General features: G+C 45.5%; 18 protein-coding genes. 7 read left to right on the top strand and 11 right to left on the bottom strand.

The genetic code is table 11. From position 1 onward, the window contains the following. Window position 1: 1 nt before the first annotated feature. The 9 genes from Q502_RS07310 to Q502_RS07270 all read right to left on the bottom strand — a co-directional run bounded on the left by Q502_RS07310 (window position 2) and on the right by Q502_RS07270 (window position 7940). Window positions 2-226, bottom strand: coding sequence for a ferredoxin family protein (locus Q502_RS07310; RefSeq protein WP_099828642.1), 225 nt, complete (start codon window positions 224-226; stop codon window positions 2-4). After that, window positions 219-893 carry a cobalamin biosynthesis protein CobQ gene (locus Q502_RS07305; RefSeq protein WP_099828641.1) on the bottom strand — a complete coding sequence of 225 codons (675 nt, stop codon included), beginning with the start codon at window positions 891-893 and terminating at the stop codon, window positions 219-221. Before Q502_RS07305 ends, Q502_RS07310 begins: the two co-directional genes overlap by 8 nt. Beyond that, on the bottom strand, window positions 890-1975 hold the full coding sequence (buk, locus tag Q502_RS07300; RefSeq protein ID WP_099828640.1) for a butyrate kinase: 1086 nt from the start codon (window positions 1973-1975) through the stop codon (window positions 890-892). The genes Q502_RS07305 and buk (Q502_RS07300) overlap by 4 nt, the downstream gene beginning before the upstream one ends. Next, window positions 1975-2874, bottom strand: a complete 900-nt coding sequence (locus Q502_RS07295; RefSeq protein WP_099828639.1) for a bifunctional enoyl-CoA hydratase/phosphate acetyltransferase — start codon at window positions 2872-2874, stop codon at window positions 1975-1977. Before Q502_RS07295 ends, buk (Q502_RS07300) begins: the two co-directional genes overlap by 1 nt. Beyond that, the gene (buk, locus tag Q502_RS07290; RefSeq protein ID WP_099828638.1) at window positions 2871-3926 is read right to left on the bottom strand and encodes a butyrate kinase; all 1056 of its coding nucleotides are present in this window, start codon (window positions 3924-3926) and stop codon (window positions 2871-2873) included. Before buk (Q502_RS07290) ends, Q502_RS07295 begins: the two co-directional genes overlap by 4 nt. A 12-nt stretch (window positions 3927-3938) precedes the next feature. Beyond that, on the bottom strand, window positions 3939-5168 hold the full coding sequence (locus tag Q502_RS07285) for a PLP-dependent aminotransferase family protein (RefSeq protein WP_099828637.1): 1230 nt from the start codon (window positions 5166-5168) through the stop codon (window positions 3939-3941). 235 nt (window positions 5169-5403) lie between these two features. Continuing rightward, window positions 5404-6627, bottom strand: a complete 1224-nt coding sequence (locus tag Q502_RS07280) for an NADP-dependent malic enzyme (RefSeq protein ID WP_099828636.1) — start codon at window positions 6625-6627, stop codon at window positions 5404-5406. A 4-nt stretch (window positions 6628-6631) separates the two neighbouring features. Next, complete coding sequence (locus tag Q502_RS07275) at window positions 6632-7132, bottom strand: FumA C-terminus/TtdB family hydratase beta subunit (protein ID WP_099828635.1); 501 nt, start codon at window positions 7130-7132, stop codon at window positions 6632-6634. Further along, window positions 7119-7940 carry a fumarate hydratase gene (locus Q502_RS07270; protein WP_207759727.1) on the bottom strand — a complete coding sequence of 274 codons (822 nt, stop codon included), beginning with the start codon at window positions 7938-7940 and terminating at the stop codon, window positions 7119-7121. Before Q502_RS07270 ends, Q502_RS07275 begins: the two co-directional genes overlap by 14 nt. A gap of 366 nt (window positions 7941-8306) precedes the next feature. Here Q502_RS07270 and Q502_RS07265 point away from each other — a divergent pair, with 366 nt between their 5' ends. From Q502_RS07265 to Q502_RS07250, 4 genes are read left to right on the top strand one after another with little or no spacing between them, the layout of a single operon-like run. Next, window positions 8307-8786 carry a glutathione peroxidase gene (locus Q502_RS07265; protein WP_099828634.1) on the top strand — a complete coding sequence of 160 codons (480 nt, stop codon included), beginning with the start codon at window positions 8307-8309 and terminating at the stop codon, window positions 8784-8786. Next, window positions 8783-9268 (top strand): MarR family winged helix-turn-helix transcriptional regulator, encoded by a 486-nt coding sequence (locus Q502_RS07260; protein WP_279300408.1) that lies wholly within the window; start codon window positions 8783-8785, stop codon window positions 9266-9268. Before Q502_RS07265 ends, Q502_RS07260 begins: the two co-directional genes overlap by 4 nt. 12 nt (window positions 9269-9280) lie before the next feature. Continuing rightward, window positions 9281-10012 (top strand): sulfite exporter TauE/SafE family protein, encoded by a 732-nt coding sequence (locus Q502_RS07255; RefSeq protein ID WP_099828633.1) that lies wholly within the window; start codon window positions 9281-9283, stop codon window positions 10010-10012. 20 nt (window positions 10013-10032) lie between these two features. Beyond that, window positions 10033-10737, top strand: a complete 705-nt coding sequence (locus tag Q502_RS07250) for a protein-L-isoaspartate O-methyltransferase (RefSeq protein WP_099828632.1) — start codon at window positions 10033-10035, stop codon at window positions 10735-10737. Between the two features lies 1 nt (window position 10738). Here Q502_RS07250 and Q502_RS07245 read toward each other — a convergent pair whose 3' ends face one another. Both Q502_RS07245 and Q502_RS07240 read right to left on the bottom strand, forming a co-directional pair. Further along, on the bottom strand, window positions 10739-11800 hold the full coding sequence (locus Q502_RS07245; protein WP_243392190.1) for an amidohydrolase: 1062 nt from the start codon (window positions 11798-11800) through the stop codon (window positions 10739-10741). 409 nt (window positions 11801-12209) lie between these two features. Continuing rightward, window positions 12210-12773, bottom strand: a complete 564-nt coding sequence (locus Q502_RS07240) for a hypothetical protein (RefSeq protein ID WP_099828630.1) — start codon at window positions 12771-12773, stop codon at window positions 12210-12212. A 100-nt stretch (window positions 12774-12873) separates the two neighbouring features. Between Q502_RS07240 and Q502_RS07235 the strand changes: the two genes are divergently transcribed. From Q502_RS07235 to Q502_RS07225, 3 genes are all read left to right on the top strand, one after another. Further along, window positions 12874-13629, top strand: coding sequence for an SDR family oxidoreductase (locus Q502_RS07235; protein ID WP_243392189.1), 756 nt, complete (start codon window positions 12874-12876; stop codon window positions 13627-13629). A 246-nt stretch (window positions 13630-13875) separates the two neighbouring features. After that, window positions 13876-14439 (top strand): DUF2202 domain-containing protein, encoded by a 564-nt coding sequence (locus Q502_RS07230; RefSeq protein WP_099828628.1) that lies wholly within the window; start codon window positions 13876-13878, stop codon window positions 14437-14439. Window positions 14440-14628: 189 nt separating this feature from the next. Beyond that, on the top strand, window positions 14629-15453 hold the full coding sequence (locus Q502_RS07225; protein ID WP_099828627.1) for a DegV family protein: 825 nt from the start codon (window positions 14629-14631) through the stop codon (window positions 15451-15453). Window positions 15454-16141: the final 688 nt, after the last annotated feature.

Genomic DNA, 16141 nt, shown 5'->3' with positions numbered 1-16141 from the left:
CCTATACTTCTGCTGTCTCTTTGAAGACAGTTATTGCGGTATCGGGACACATCATGTAGCAGAATCCGCAGCCAATGCAATTCTCGAGATCATGCTGCTGTGCCGGATGATAGCCCTTGGAGTTGAACTTCTCAGAGAAGCTCAGCACTTTCTTAGGGCAGAAGTTGATGCATAGACCGCAGCCCTTGCATCGCTCTTCGTCTACTTTCACGAAGTCTTTACTCATTTTCTACCTCCCATGAATTCTTCATATACTTCTCAATCCAAAACTGATCGAACATCCCACTTCCATTTCTCGTTCCGTTCATCAGAACAGTGAAAGCCACAGGTGTTGAGACCCTTTCGGATAATAGCTTAACGAACTTCTCTCCTTCGATAATATTCTCGTCTGTCGTCTCAGATCCAATATTTGAGTTGTTGACCAAATAGTTGATCTTCATTCTAGACTTCTCTTGAAGTCTCAGGAAGTGAGAAGCCGCGTTTTCGACTGTGTCGTTGAACGGCCTGAAGGGATTTATGACATAGTAAGTCTCACAGTCCTCTTTCGGTAGTCTCGTGCTCAGTGAAGAGAGTACTATTGCTCCGTCATCGTTCCCTCCAACGTCGAGGATGACCCTGTAATCCGGATTCTCAACGTGACCGAATACCTCTGCCGGAATTATCGGCAAGTCGGCATGGGCCAGCGTGCCTTTGGGAGCTACGATTTTAACCCCGAACTTAGAAAAGCTCTCTCTCATATCGCGGGATCTATAGTATGGACTTATAGTATCGATGTCGGCGAGGGCCACCCTTTCTCCTCTATCGGCAAGCAGTCTAGCGACATTCAAAGATACTTCGGTCTTGCCGCTGCCAAACATACCCATGAAGATAAGCACTTTCTTAGAAAACTTCATTCTGCTCTCCTGTACTCTTTTGCCATTTCATTTCCTTCAAGGACTCTCAAACAGGCAACGGCAAGGGACAGCTCCTCATTTCCTCCAGGAACAACATCTATTGGCGCGAGAAAGGACAGCTTCTCGGTCAGCCATGGGACCATGAACCTTCTGTCATAGGCTATTCCTCCAGTAATTATGATAGAGTCGATATCACCGCTCAAGGCAGCAGCCATTCTTCCGGCCCACTTAACTATCTGATAGGCCATCGCTCTGTATGCAAGTTCTGCCTTCTTATCACCATCAACAATCGCCTGCTGGATCTTCTGGCAATCGTTAGTTCCGGTGTAGGCAAATAGTCCGCCCTTTCCCTTGATAAGCTTTTTTACTTCTTCTTTTGAGTATCGCCCTGAATAGCATAGCTTTATAAGACCTGTAATCGGAAGTGTTCCGGCTCGCTCAGGACTGAAAGGGCCGTCCCCGTTCAAAGCATTGTTCACATCGACAACCCTTCCTCTCCTGTGAGCCCCAATGGAAATCCCTCCACCCATGTGGATGACAACGAAGTTCATTTCATCGTACTTCTTTCCATATCTCGAAGCCACATCTCTCGCCACTGCCTTCTGATTAAGAGCATGGAAAATCGACCTTCTCGAATAGTCCGGATGACCTGTGAGTTTGGCGACGGGTTCCATTTCATCAACGACTACTGGATCTGCAATGAATGCCGGGATTTCCCTGCCACTTTCTCTAGAGAGTTCATTAGCGATTATGGCTCCTAGATTAGAGGCGTGCTCACCATACTTGGCAGATCTGAGATCATCTATCATTGCTTCACTAACCGCGTATGTGCCGCCTTCGAGAGGTCGGAGCATACCGCCTCTTCCGATTATTGCGTCTATTTCACTGAGAGGGTGTCCTGCTGACTCCAGAAAGTCGACTATCAATTTCTTTCGGAACATTCGCTGTTCATATAGTGAAGAAAATCTGCTCAAATCGTCGGACGAGTGTCTTATGGTATGTTCACTTATCATCTCCAGGTTTCTGAAGAGTGCGAGTTTTGTTGAAGTAGATCCTGGGTTTATAACGAGTATGACAGGCATCATATCACTCCTGCAAGAAGAACATTCAAAGCGATGGATTGGAGTTTTGTCCTGGCGGAATCGGCTCTAGAGGTAAGTACTATTGGTGCTTTACCTCCAACTATGGTACTGGCAAGCTGACTGTCGCAGAGGAATGCCATGGTCTTGTAGAATATATTCCCTGCTTCAATGTCAGGCATAACTAGAATATCTGCGTCTCCAGCTACAGAACTTGAAATACCCTTGTGCTCGGCAGCTTCACGAGATACTGCATTATCAAGAGCAAGGGGCCCATCTACCTCAACATGACCAAACTGACCTCTCTTAGCCATCTGTGAAAGTACCGCCGCATCGAGAGTTGCGGACATCTTCTGATTTACGACCTCTATAGCGGCAATAACTGCCACCTTTGGCTTGTCGATCTCCAGAACCTTTGCAACTGAGGCAGAGTTGACTATCGAATCTCCCTTTTGACCCAAATCAGGGGCAATAACCATCCCGGCATCAGTAACGAGAAGAAGTTTATGGTATCTCTTTGTCTCGAATATAGTGACCAAATTCATCGTTCTTCCTGTCTTGAGACCATAATCATCCTTCAAGAATACATTAAGGAGTTCGCCGGTTTTTACGTTTCCTTTCATCAGGATTTCGGCTTCCTTGAACGAAACAGCTCTTACGGCCTTCTCGATCGATTCTATCTTTGAAGAACAGTCAACTACAGAAAGCTTCTCGTGAAAGCCGATCTCCTCACTGATAGCTTCAATCTTGTTCTTGTCGCCGAACAATATGAACGATGCAATGCCCTCGTCTGCGGCCTCTTTCGCTGCTGAAAGTACCACAGGATCTTCAGCAGCAGCAACAGCGATTACTCCAGGATTCATCTTTGCACGGTCGATTAGCTGTGCAAGACTTGTGATCATGTTGCCACCTCCGGATCAAACTCCTTCGCAGTTTCTATTCCTCTAAGAACTCTCTGTGCGCCAAGAGCGAGAGAAAGAAGCTCGTTCTCTCCAGGCTCGATGACGACCAGAGCGAATTTCCCAACGTAACTCTTTATCTTCTGAACGAACTGGGAGTTGTATGCCATACCGCCTGTCAGAACGATTGCGTCTATTGAGCCGCCTGCTAGCGCGACCATGCCGCCAATTTCCTTACCTATTTGATAAGCCATTGCATCAACGACAAGAGCTGCCTCGGGATCACTCTCTGACATCTCCAGGGCCTTTCTAAGGTCGTCTGTACCTAGATATGCCCGTAACCCTCCTGATTTCAGGTATCTATCTAAGAGTTCCTTCTCGGTGTATCTCCCGGCGAAACACATCTCAGCTAGATCGGCGACCGGGAGCTCTCCCGTTCTAGTTGGACTGAAAGGGCCTTCGTCAGTAGCGTTATTGACGTCGACCACTCTGCCCTTTAGCTGTAGCCCGACCGAAATGCCCCCTCCCAGGTGAGCGATCACCAGGTTCAGGTTATCGACATCTCTACCCAGATCTGCAGCAACCTGTCTTGCGGCGGCCTTCATGTTCAGCGCGTGAAGTCTCGAGATTCTCGGCAGTTGAGGAAGACCTGATAATCGTGCCTCTTCACAGAATTCGTCTACAGAGATCGGGTCCGTTACAAAGACCGGGACTCTTCCTTCTGAGAGGCGAAAACCTATGGGAGCAGCGAGATTAGAGGGATGTTCTACTTCAGCATGGTGCAGAAGAAAGTCAACCATTCTCTCGTTCACTCTGTATGTTCCGCTTTCAAGCGGGGGCAAGATTCCTCCCCTACAGGCTATTGAGTCAAAATCAAGCTCGATCCCTTCGTTTCGCAAGAAGGACTTGATCTCTTCTACCCTTTCCTGAATATCATCATCAACTTCCTTCATCATAGGGACATGCTGAATAGATCCCCTGGCGATCTCGGTATCGTCATTGTAGACAGCGATCTTAGTTGAAGTGGAGCCGGGATTTATGGCCAAGATCTTCATTTAATCACTCCCTCAGAGTAGCTTTTTCTCTTTGCCGTACTCCACAATTACCTTCTTGAGTCTCTTGACTCCTTCGATGATATCCTCTTTAGGAGGCAGACAGAATGAAAGCCTCATTGAGTTCTGACAGGTGTTGTCGAGTGAAAAGGCCTGACCTGGAACGAAAAGTATGTTCTCGGCCTTGCCTAGCTCTAGCATTTCTCCTGTATCGAAACCTTCAGGAAGAGTGAACCATATAAAGAGGCCGCCTTCGGGTTTTGTCCAGTAAAAGCCGTTCATGTCACCAAAGTTTCTGTCGAGTTCAGTTAGCATCAGATCCTTCTTTTCTCGGTAAAGCGCAATCGTTGGTTTTATCTGGGCAAGGAGGTTATGCCTCTGAAGATATCTTGCGGCGATACGCTGTGTGAGGCTTGGCGTACAGAGGTCTGAAGCCTGCTTTGCCATTACCATCTTTCTTATTATGTTCTTATTGCCGATCACTATACCGAGCCTAAGCCCAGGCGACAGGATTTTGCTGAATGTTCTCAACAACAGGACTCTTTCTTGCCCGCCAATCTTGAAGATCGGATCGATCGCTTCTCCTTCGTATCTTAGGTCACCGTAAGGATCGTCTTCAACTATGAGAACATCGTACTTTTCTGCAATCTCAACGAGTCTCTTTCTCTTTTCGTAACTCATTGTTACGCCGCCTGGATTGTGGAAATTCGAGATTGTGTAGATGAACTTCACTTTGTCGAGTTCTCCGCGAGTTTCGATTTCTTTGAGCTTGTCTTCAACTATATCAAGATCCACACCGTCTTCTTGAAGGGTCATGTATTCGTACCCGTTCGACCTTAGAGAAAAGGCACTCGCAGCTCCCAAATATACCGGCTTCGACACGAAGTAAATGCTGTCGTCATCCAAAAAGATCTTACCGACAAGATCTAGCGCACTTTGGGATCCTACTGTGACCAAAAGATTATCGATGTCAAGACCCTCAATGCCGTACTCCCTATTAAGAAGGGAGATGTACTCTTCCCTAAGTATAGGATCACCTTCAGTCTGACCGTACTGAAGTGTGAACTTGTACTCCTTTTCCAGTATTTCCTTTGATATTTCAGCCATCTCTGAACGTGGAAAAGTGTCCGGGTCGGGAACGCCTCCGCCAAAAGAAATCATACCCGGGTTCGAGGTCACCTTAAGCAGTTCCCTGATGATGTTCGATTTCATTCTGAGTGCGATCTTTGAAAACTTTTCTGTCACGATTTACACCCCCTGGTAGTTATCGTAGTAATCATCACAGTAATTCAGTTAGCAATAGCATGCCAAGAGATAACAATTGTATAAATCGCTTATAGAAGGCTAAATACAGAAGCTTCCGTGCTTTTGGCTTCCGTTCGGTGCACACTTTTGCATGCAACATATTGCATACGTGCAGTCGTGTGCATGACGATGGAGGTATTTCCACCTGAAAGAAATGTATACGAGAATTAGACTTTCAGATTCTCTTGAATCCTATTTCAATCAGTTCTTCAAGGTTTATTTCACCGGAGAGCCTCGAACATCTCGAGTCAACAGAAGCTCTTGCAACGGCAAGTGCAACCTTTCTTGCGACTCCCGGTTCAAACGGCCTTGGCAAAATGTAGTCCCTGGAAAGCTTTTCTTCAGGCACGGCCGACGCAAGGGCGTCGGTTGCTGCCAACTTCATAGCTTCGTTTATCTCTCTTGATCGTGTGTCAAGAGCGCCTCTAAAGATGCCCGGGAAAGCTAGAACATTGTTTATCTGGTTTGGGAAGTCTGATCTGCCGGTGGCGACAATTGATGCACCTGCGCTGCGGGCAAGATCCGGCATAATCTCCGGTACGGGATTGGCCAGAGCGAAGATGATCGGTTCGGGAGCCATTTTGCGCACCATTTCAGGTAAAAGAAGCCCGGCAACAGAAGTGCCAATGAAGAGATCGGCTCCCTTCACAGCGTCCTCCAGATTTCCGCTGAGATTGTCGGGGTTAATCTCCTTTACGATCTCTGAATGAAATTCGTTTAGGAGAGTAGCTGGCTGATTCCTGTTTAGTATTCCATTTCTATCGACTGCAACAATATTCCTTGCACCTGCCGCCAGCAGCATTTTGATTGTTGCGCCTCCGGCCGCACCAACGCCAACCGTTACAATCTTTAGATTCTCAATCTTCTTTCCAGCGATCTTCAGCGCATTTCTCAGCGCAGCAACGGCGACAATCGCTGCACCGTGTTGATCGTCATGAAAGACTGGAATATCAAGCATCTTCTGAAGTTCGCTTTCAATGAAGAAGCATTTTGGTGAGGAGATGTCTTCAAGATTTATGCCTCCAAAGGTTGGGGCAATTGCCTTCACGAACGAGATAATCTCCTCTGAACTATGGACATTTATACAGAGGGGAAAGGCATCCACATTTGCGAATTCCTTGAACAGGACGGCTTTCCCCTCCATAACGGGAAGTCCAGCTTCGGGGCCTATATCCCCTAGTCCAAGTACTGCCGTTCCGTCTGAGACTACTGCAACGTAATTCCATTTGTTTGTGTAGTCGTAGGCAAGTTCCTTATCGCTCTCAATCACTCTGCATACATCGGCTACCCCAGGAGTGTAAGCAAGCGAAAGAGCCTCCATGCTATCCACTCTCACTTTGCTTCTTACTTCCAACTTTCCCCGTAGATCCTTGTGAAGTTTCAATGCCTTTTCATTCACACAATCACCTTCTATTCAAAGTAAAAAAATCCGAACCGTTAACATCAGTTGCTACAATCAACGGAAAGTCTCTGACATCAATCTCGAATATTGCTTCAGTGCCTAGATCTTCGTAAGCGATGACCCTCATAGACTCGATCCTTTGCGCAAGCGAAGCGGCCGCTCCGCTTGGAGCGATCAAATAGACTCTTCTAAATTCCTTACACAGATTTGCTGCCAGATCCGATCTTTTTCCCTTCCCGATGGTTGCCAGAACGCCCTTTTCGAAAAGCATTTCCAAAAAACCATCCATCCTGAGAGAAGTAGTAGGGCCGATTGCTCCGCAACTTTCTTCAACTAGCTTGGCCGGACCGGCATAGAATACAATTGCCCCTTCAAGCTCAACAGGGAAAGGCTCGCCTTCTTCGTACAACTTCTTGAGGCGCATCTGAGCTGCGTCTCTCATTACTATGAGTTTGCCTGTAAAGCTGATTTCTTGACCGGGGGACAAATCATCTATCTTCAAAGGTAACTACCCCCTTTCTACAGAGATAACAATCAACAGCCAATGAAACTGGAAGAATCGCAATGTGACAAGGCGCAGTTTCAATGCTAACCGAGTAAGCGGTCATCCCCTCTCCCAGTCCTTGATAACCGATATGGAGGGAATTGATCTTATTCAGAAGTTTCTTCTCAAGTAAGGCGTAGTCAACGTCGGGATTCTTTGAATCCAACTCTCTAGTCAGAGCAAGCTTGGCAAGGAGCATTGATTTCTCTGAGCTTCCCCCGATGCCTATTCCGACCCTGAGTGGAGGACAACCCCTGGCTCCTCCTTCAGAAATTGAATTGGCAATTGTTTCTATGAACTCTTCTTGAGATGTTGTCGGGTTGAGCATGAACAGTCTCGAGAGATTCTCGCTGCCTCCTCCTTTTACGAGGAAACGTATCTCTAATTCTCTTCCGGAAACCATGAAAGTATGCACGACCGAAGGTGTATTGTCTCCGGTATTTTCTCTGTGTATTAGGGGGTCCTTCACAATTGAGTATCGATAGGGATTTTTTGAATACGCTCTCCTGACAGCCGTATCGAGGGTGTCTGATAAGGGTTCCTCAAGAGATACCTCCTGACCGATGAAGACAAAGAATTCAATGAAACCTGTGTCCTGGCACAGGGGAAGCTCCAGCTTTTCTGCAAGTAACGAGTTCTCATTCAGAATAGATGAGAAAGGACCGGTGTAGAGTTTTAGATAAGATTTGATCTTATCATCCATTATTGTGTTTGCCTTTACTAATGCGGTCTCGACCTTTCCCGCTATCGAAGATGCTTTTATCAAGAATTCACCTCATTATCTGTGAAAAGCTTATGATGAGCAACGTCATATTCATTTATAACACTTTGCACACCCGATTGCCCTAATGATCATTTCTCCAAATCGGAAGCATGAAGGAAGTCAGTATTCTCAGCTCGTAACGAAAGCTCAGAAACAGCAAAAGAAAATACTTCAGAAAAGCCTTAGATAGAATACTAACTTGGGCTTCTCCACTTAACTGCAAAGCTATTAAATTTTCACGATCTAGATTCTCCAGCTGTTATGAAATCAATATATGGAAAGACGTAATGCATCATGATTAAATCTACTCAATAGAGAAAGGTTCCATAGTACAACTAAATAGTGTACAATAAGATTGGAGGTGAAAGAATGAGTATTTACGATTTTGAACTGACTACAATAGACGGGTGGAACAAGACCATGGAGGACTTCAAAGGCAAGGTGCTATTGATAGTTAATACGGCTAGCAAATGCGGATACACATCTCAGTACGATGGTCTGCAGAAGCTTCATGATGATTTCAAAGACAGAGACTTTGCCGTTCTTGGTTTTCCATCGAATGACTTTCTTCGCCAAGAGCCTGGCAGTGAAGAAGAAATCAAGGCGTTCTGTGATGCGAATTTCGGTATTACTTTTCCCATGTTCTCGAAAATACATGTTAAGGGAAAAGAGATACACCCTCTTTATGAATTTCTTGTTTCTGGCGGTGGGAAGAAGGAGTTTTCAGGAAAAGTGAAATGGAACTTCACGAAGTTCTTGATTAACAGAGAGGGTGAGATAATTGGAAGATTTGAGCCGAAGGAGGAACCCGAGTCATTTCGTTCTGCAATTGAGGAGGCGGTTAAGTGACCAAGAAAGAAGAGGTTGCGATTCCAAGAGAAGACGAGCTACTTAGGCTTGACAATCAGCTTTGTTTTGCATTGTATTCCAGTTCAAGGGGCATCACAAGGCTCTACAGACCAGTGCTTTCAAAGTTCGGGTTGACCTACCCTCAATACCTTGTAATGCTTGTTCTGTGGGAGAGAGAGCCACTTACAGTTAAAGATCTCGGGGAGAAGTTGTTTCTTGATTCGGGAACCTTAACTCCCCTTCTTAAGAGGATGGAAAGACAAAGCCTTCTTACGAGAGAAAGATCGCAGGGTGATGAGAGACAGGTACTCATAAGTCTAACAGAGAAAGGGAAAGGGCTTAAGGATAAGGCGATTGATATTCCGATGAAGATTGCTGAACAGGTGAATATCTCTCAGAGAGAATACATTTCTCTTATGTCGTCGCTCAAAAAGCTTCTGAAGAAGATCGATATGAGCGAATCAAATGGGTCCTCAAGTTAGCAGAATCACAAAATGACACTGCTACAGCTTGTCACGATATACATTGCGGGCGCCGCAGCTGGTTTTATGAATGTTATGGCGGGAGGGGGCTCAATGGTCACTCTCCCGGTACTTATGTGGGTCGGGTTGCCGCCGCACGTTGCCAATGCCACCAACAGACTGGGCGTGATATTTGAAAGCGGTATAGGAGTAAAGACCTTTCGATCCGGCGGTATGAGGTTTGACAAGTCCATACTTCCGGCGATAGTGTCTGCAACGATAGGTTCAATCATAGGTTCCATGTTTGTCTCGACAATACCGAAGGATGTGCTGGAGAAAGTGATCGCGGTAGCTCTCCTGGCAGTAGTTTTGCTTATGTTACTGAAACCGAAGCGGCTCACTTTTTCGAGACCCTCTGGAGTCCTCTCTACTCTAATCTTTTTCGGTGTGGGCTTCTACGGGGGATTTTTACAGGCGGGAGTTGGTTTCTTCCTTATTGGAGCGATTACCTTTTCGTATGGCTTTGATCTTGTGAGGACGAATTTCACGAAGATTGTTATCGTCTTTATCTACACTGCTTTTGCTCTGGTTATTTTTATCCTTAATGGGATGATTTACTGGTTTCCCGGCCTGGTTCTCGCGGCAGGAAATGTTGTCGGGGCATATTTTGCTGCCAGGCTATCGATAAGAAAGGGCAGCGGTTTTGTGAGATGGATTTTGCTGATAATTGTGGTCGCAAACGCCATTAAGTATCTCTTCTTCTAGAGGAGTGTGACAGATTTTCGATGAGAGAGCTTCTGAGTTTTCTGAAGAGGACAGGTTATCTGACCGACCCTAGACTGGAGTCGGCCTTTATGGAACTTGACAGGAAGGATTTCGTCTCACCCGAAGTAGCGGATGAGGCTTATACAGACAAAGCTCTAGTAAGTCTTGCAAGCTCAGGAAAGATTTGCTCCACTTCTACTCAGCCATCTCTTTTGATAAGCATGATAGAAGAATTGAAACTGAACGAAGACAACAAGGTCCTGGATATTGGGACGGGAACCGGTTTCTGTGCTTGTCTGCTTGGAAAAATGCTGACTAAGGGAAGCGTAGTATCAGTGGAGACCGCCAGAACGGTTGCATCTATAGCCTCGGAAAACGTGCGACGCTACCGCCTGAGCAATGTGAGGATAGTGATCGGTGACGGTAGATATGGCTTCAAAGAAGAAGCTCCATACGATGCTATGATCTCCACCGTAGCCTTACCGGGAATAACCGTGGAGCTGTTCAATCAGATGAAAATCGGAGCGAGATCGATCGTTCCGATACACAGAAGCTATATGAACACACCTGTCTTCTTATTCGAAAAAATAGATGGGACAACTTTGAGAGCTACTTTGAAAACAGGAGCGGTCTTCATGGTAGTGGAAGACTCCAGACCGGACCCTCTTTACACTGATAACAAGTTCTCACTTGAGCTTCGAGAGGGGAGATTTCGAAAGCGCTAGCTTAGCCTTTGGCGACCTTCCAGAAAATCTCAACACCCTTCTCTATAACGGAATCAGCAGGCAAAAACCTTGAATTATGGAGTCCATGATGTTCTCCTCTTCCTGTACCCAACCAGAAAAGCAGCGAAGGGTATTTCATAGCGATCACTCCAAAATCCTCTCCCACGTATTTCATTTCGACCGGGTTTACATCGACCAGGGCGCACAGTTTATCGTAAAGATCACCGTCTACATGAACCTGTGGATACTTCGAACCGATCTCCTGAGAGAACTTTAGACCTCTTTCAGTAGCGACTTCTCTCCCAAGCTCTTCGAGTTCCATGATTGCTTCCTCTGAAAGCTCAAAAGCTTTAGTTCTTACAGTTCCCGAAAGAGTGCAGGAGTCTGCCACCACATTTCTAACTCTGCCCCCCTGTATGAGTCCAAATCTGAGTACGGAATCTCCTCTATCTACCGAATAGACCCTTTGAAGAAAATCCATAGCTCCCTCAATAGCGTCTCTTCCCTGCTTATAGAAAGCAACATGTGCCGACCTTCCCTTGAAAGTGCAGTCCGTTTCGAAGGCCGAGGCAAAGAGAACACCGGCTCTTGTGTAAACAGATCCTTCAGGGAATTCATCATTTACGTGCAGTGCCCAGGCTTCAGTTATTTCGTATTGCTCCAATTTCGATAAGCATTTCGCAGCACCGCCCCCGCCTTCTTCAGCCGGCTGGAAAAGAAAGAGAAAATTTCTATTGAGATCGCATGTTACTATTCTCTCTATAAGTCCAATTAGAATTGTCATATGAACATCATGGCCGCATGCATGCATAAAACCTTCATGTGCAGATTTGAATGGAGCATCTGTTTCTTCAAAAACAGGAAGAGCATCCATATCGGATCGAAATAGAACGAAAGGGCCTTCAACCTTTTTCCATTTTGCCAGAAGTCCGGTGCCCGCAACCTTTTCGTAGGAAACAGATAATCGATCCAGGAGACTCATAATGTACGCTTGAGTCTTGAACTCATTGAATCCAATCTCCGGAATCTCATGTAAGTCATGCCTAATTCTCGATAAATCCATGCTCTCCTCCTTCAAATCGCTTCTTTTGACGTAAAGATAGAAAAGATCTTGCCATCGGAAGCTTGCTCACTAGAACCTCGTCATTATCACGAAGCATCAGAATTTTCACTTTTCAATTTGCCTCGGTCTGTTCATTCGTTCGCAGAGAGAGAGTAAACTGAAGCAAGAGGAGTGAGGTTAGAGGTATGAAAGACAAGTTCTACCAGAGTTTCTCATACGTCACCTTTGACTTTTTGAATACCTTTCCTGGAGAGACAGAACTCCATCATCCTCCTAACGCTTTCCTGACCCCAATCTCTATCTGCGACCGCGTTCTGATTAAGTTATACTGAACACCATTTAACAGCCCGCTCGTTGATTTATTATAAACAAAAGGGCGCCTGAAGACGCCTTTTGATCGAATCCTCAATCAATTAAGGGCGTAGTCCCAGAGAGTGATTGTAATAGAGTCATCGGCGTAATCGTCGCCCATGAAGGTTTCAAGAGCGAAAGGAATGTTTTGATCAATTATCCAGTACCTCGACAACTCTCCGTCCTCGTTGTGTAAAGCGACTTTTGTTCCATTAAACGTTCCATTCTTTCCTTCTACGGAGTATATTCCCTCAGACTTGAGAGTGCCAAAACCATAAAGTTTCGTATTCATCTGTTTTTCCAGGTCAATTGCGTCATAAATGAATGATAGCATTGGATTGAGGAAGATGTACATCATCATTGAGAACTGCTGGTCGAACATCATGTCTGAGGTGGGCTCAGTGTCGAGGGGTAAGAAGTAGATAGTATCGTAATTCAGGATGAAGTGGTTTTCATCGCGATCGACTGTCACCCCGTATATCATTTCCTTGTGCTCTCCATTCTCGAAGTACGAAATCTTATTGTAGACGTACTTCACGTTAGAGTAATCCTGCAGTGGCACCCAAGATGCAAAAACGCTCGCAGCCAGAACCAGCACTAAAATAACCGCAACTTTCTTCACATCGTCACCTTCAAAACTTGGTACCAACATACAACTTTCTGTGACGAGAAAACTCAAATTGAGAGGCTCATGTGGTCTGGATTGGGTATAATTAGCCGAGGTGATCATTTTGAAAAGAGCACTAATAACCGGAGCGTCATCGGGAATAGGCGAGGTGTTTTCCTATGAGCTTGCAAAGCGTGGGTACGAAACGATCCTTGTAGCCAGACGAATAGAAAGATTGCAGACGATTTCCGATCAAATTGAGGGAGATCTAGGAGCTAGATCTATTCCGCTGAAAGGTGATTTGACGGATGAGAACGACCTGGTCGAAGTTTCGAAACTTCTGAAAGACGTAGATCTTCTTATTAACAACGCAGGGTTCGGACTAATTGGTTCCTTTGAGGATATTGAAGCGGATAGAGAAATGCAGATGATCAAGCTGAATATCGGAGCTCTTTACTTCTTGACGAAGAAATATGCGCTCATGCGCAACAGCATTGGCGGAGGAATTATAAACGTCGCTTCTACTGCCGCCTATTTGCCTGTACCGGGAATGGCGGTCTATGCTGCAACAAAGGCCTTTGTACTTAGCTTCAGCGAAGCCGTTAGCGAAGAACTCCAACCCAAAGGCTTCAAAGTAATGGTTCTATCTCCTGGGCCGACTAGAACAGAGTTTTTCGATGTAGCTTCGGGAGGAAGGAAGCAGCTGCCCGGGTCCATGTCCCCCGAAGAAGTTGTGAAAAAGGCACTTGATGCATTTAAAAAAGGAAAGAGAAGCGTGGTAAGCGGGTTGATCAACAAAATAATCGCTTCCGGATCAAGGTTAGTACCGAGAGCAATAGCAATGAAAGCCGCGAGAAGAGTATTTGAATAATAGTGGACTGAAAGGCTGCTATAGAACTCTGAGCAACTTCGTAATTTCCAATGACCTCTGGTCTCAACACACTACTGAATTTCTGCAACGAATATTCATTCAGTTAGGCGAAACTCTTCGATTGTGAGTGAAAAGGGAAGATAAAGCCAAGAGGATTGACCTTCGAGCGATCTCCAGATTCTCAGGAGATTTTAAGTTACACAGGTTAACATCTATTCAAGATCCAAAAAACGGAGGTAGAAAATAATGAAGAGAGTATTATATGCAATAGCGATAGTTTTGATTTTCAGTTCAATGACACTGGCCAGCAGCTTAATGACTGAGGAAGATGGAATTGCTTTCATGAGAGAAGAAGAAAAACTAGCTCACGACGTCTATACCGTACTCTATGAAATATGGGGATTGAATGTCTTCAGTAACATAGCTAGAAGCGAACAGACTCATACAGAAGCAGTTCTTTCTCTGATCGGTGATTTTGGCATGGTAGATCCCGTGGGCGAAAATGAGGTTGGAGTCTTCACCAATGCGACGCTTCAGGAGCTTTATGATGAACTCATCGAGAGTGGAAGTAAGTCTCTTCTGGATGCGGTAAAAGTTGGTCTTCTGATAGAAGAGATAGATATTAAGGACTTGGAAGAATTGCTTGAGGGAGACATCGACTCGAGGACTGCGACGGTATACGAGAATCTGCTTAGAGGTTCTGAGAACCACCTCAGGGCATTCCTCAGGCAGTATGAGAGACTCGCAGGTAGCTATACTCCAGAAATACTCGATGTCGAAAGGTTCAACGAGATTGCATCTGGCAGATAGACTGGCCAGCGAATGGGATTCAATAGGGCGGACAATCCGCCCTTTTCTTTTGGAATTAGATATTCGGTAGTTTTTAGAGACAATTTTCCACCAAAATGGTTTCAAGTATTAAACGACTTTCTGCCCAAACATTGCTCTGGACTCGTAATGACATATAATCTTATTATATGAACACAGAGGAGGGATACGGTGGTCAGGATAGTGACGGACAGCTCATGTGATCTGCCGGTTGAAACGTTGAAGAAGTATGGTATTCCCTTTGCCTCTCTCAACATTTTCGTTGATGATATGACTTTCAAGGAAGATATCGACATCACTCCAGAGGAATTCTGGCGATTAATGGGCAAATCCCGGGAACTTCCAAAGACTTCTCAGCCTTCGCCGGCCGATTTTGCTGAGATCTTTGAGGATATTCAGAAGAAGGGTGAAACTCCACTTTGCATTACTATTTCATCAAAACTCAGCGGTGCCTATCAATCAGCGATCCTCGGCGCCGAAATGAGCGGAGGCAAGGCGATCGTATTCGATTCTCTTGCAGGTTCGATCTCCCATGGCATCCAGGTGCTGATAGCCGCTAGAATGGCTGAACCGGGCGCTGAACTGGACGAAATAGTCGAAGCGCTGGAGGAGTACCGAGAAAACGTGAAGATTATCATCCCTCTCGCGACAGTGGAGAATATTGTCAAAGGCGGCCGTCTTAGCAAATTCCAGGGTAGCCTGGTTAACATATTGAACATGAAGATTATCCTGCACGGTATAAATGGCGAAGTTAAGCTCCTTAAGAAGGTAAGAGGAAGCAGGAGATTTAGAGAAGCGATAATTGAGTTAATAGAAGCTTCCTCAAAGACCGGGAAGAAGATTTTCGGCATAACTCACGTGGATAATCTCAAAGACGCTGAGTTCTTCGCTTCGGAAATTAGGAAACGTGTCCGAGATTCCGAAGTCATAATCGGAAAGATGGGTCCTGCGATTGCCACATATGCTGGAGAGGGCGGACTGATATTGGCGCTCTAAACTCACCATTTAGAGTACCAATAAGGCCCGGAAGACTTGAGATTACAGGTTGCCATGTAGGAACATAAGAACAAGATTTTGAATCAAGCTGGAAGACAGAATAATTCAGAGCTGGGGAAGACCGTGCTTGGATGCAATGCCGATTCGCAGTTAAGCATTTTCTGTAGATCGACAGAGGCCGTACTCTTAGTCGAGAAAGACATAAGATCGAATTTCTACAAGTATTTCAACAAGAGGAAGAATTGGCTTTCTATTAATTCATTAAACGGCCTTGTTTCCATTGGGCTCAGACGAACTAATTCAATAGAAGGATTACGAATTCTGCCCCGCAGCTTCTTAAGAAAGAAGCTGGACAATGAACTCAAGGAGCAATTGATTATTCTCACGATTCCAACTTACAGATTCTTGTGCCAAACTGAGGATGCTTCTCGCACCCTTGTTTTTTTCCGCTGACAGTCTTACTTATAACCTGAAGGATCGAAGATCTCTCCGTCCCCGGAAGTTCAGTGTCAGCAAACAGCAGTTCTTTGAAGCACAACCTGCACAATTCGAAAAAACATCAGTAGATCAAGTCAATGCTGTGCCAGGCTATCTAAAGAACGGCCTTTTCGGCAATAGTTGATTAGGGACTCCTTTATCGTTTTTTTGACCATATTGGGGAACGACTGATCAGCGACGAACAGCTCTT

The organism is Mesotoga sp. Brook.08.YT.4.2.5.2. (genome assembly GCF_003351125.1).
Lineage (GTDB): Bacteria > Thermotogota > Thermotogae > Petrotogales > Kosmotogaceae > Mesotoga.
This window is presented reverse-complemented; position numbering and strand designations above follow the sequence as displayed.

Excerpts from the sequence above, each read along its gene's own strand:
- Q502_RS07310 (WP_099828642.1), bottom strand. The coding sequence starts at position 226 with ATGAGTAAAGACTTCGTGAAAGTAGACGAAGAGCGATGCAAGGGCTGC.
- Q502_RS07305 (WP_099828641.1), bottom strand. The coding sequence starts at position 893 with ATGAAGTTTTCTAAGAAAGTGCTTATCTTCATGGGTATGTTTGGCAGC.
- buk (WP_099828640.1), bottom strand. The coding sequence starts at position 1,975 with ATGCCTGTCATACTCGTTATAAACCCAGGATCTACTTCAACAAAACTC.
- Q502_RS07295 (WP_099828639.1), bottom strand. The coding sequence starts at position 2,874 with ATGATCACAAGTCTTGCACAGCTAATCGACCGTGCAAAGATGAATCCT.
- buk (WP_099828638.1), bottom strand. The coding sequence starts at position 3,926 with ATGAAGATCTTGGCCATAAATCCCGGCTCCACTTCAACTAAGATCGCT.
- Q502_RS07265 (WP_099828634.1), top strand. The coding sequence starts at position 8,307 with ATGAGTATTTACGATTTTGAACTGACTACAATAGACGGGTGGAACAAG.
- Q502_RS07255 (WP_099828633.1), top strand. The coding sequence starts at position 9,281 with ATGACACTGCTACAGCTTGTCACGATATACATTGCGGGCGCCGCAGCT.
- Q502_RS07250 (WP_099828632.1), top strand. The coding sequence starts at position 10,033 with ATGAGAGAGCTTCTGAGTTTTCTGAAGAGGACAGGTTATCTGACCGAC.
- Q502_RS07245 (WP_243392190.1), bottom strand. The coding sequence starts at position 11,800 with ATGGATTTATCGAGAATTAGGCATGACTTACATGAGATTCCGGAGATT.
- Q502_RS07230 (WP_099828628.1), top strand. The coding sequence starts at position 13,876 with ATGAAGAGAGTATTATATGCAATAGCGATAGTTTTGATTTTCAGTTCA.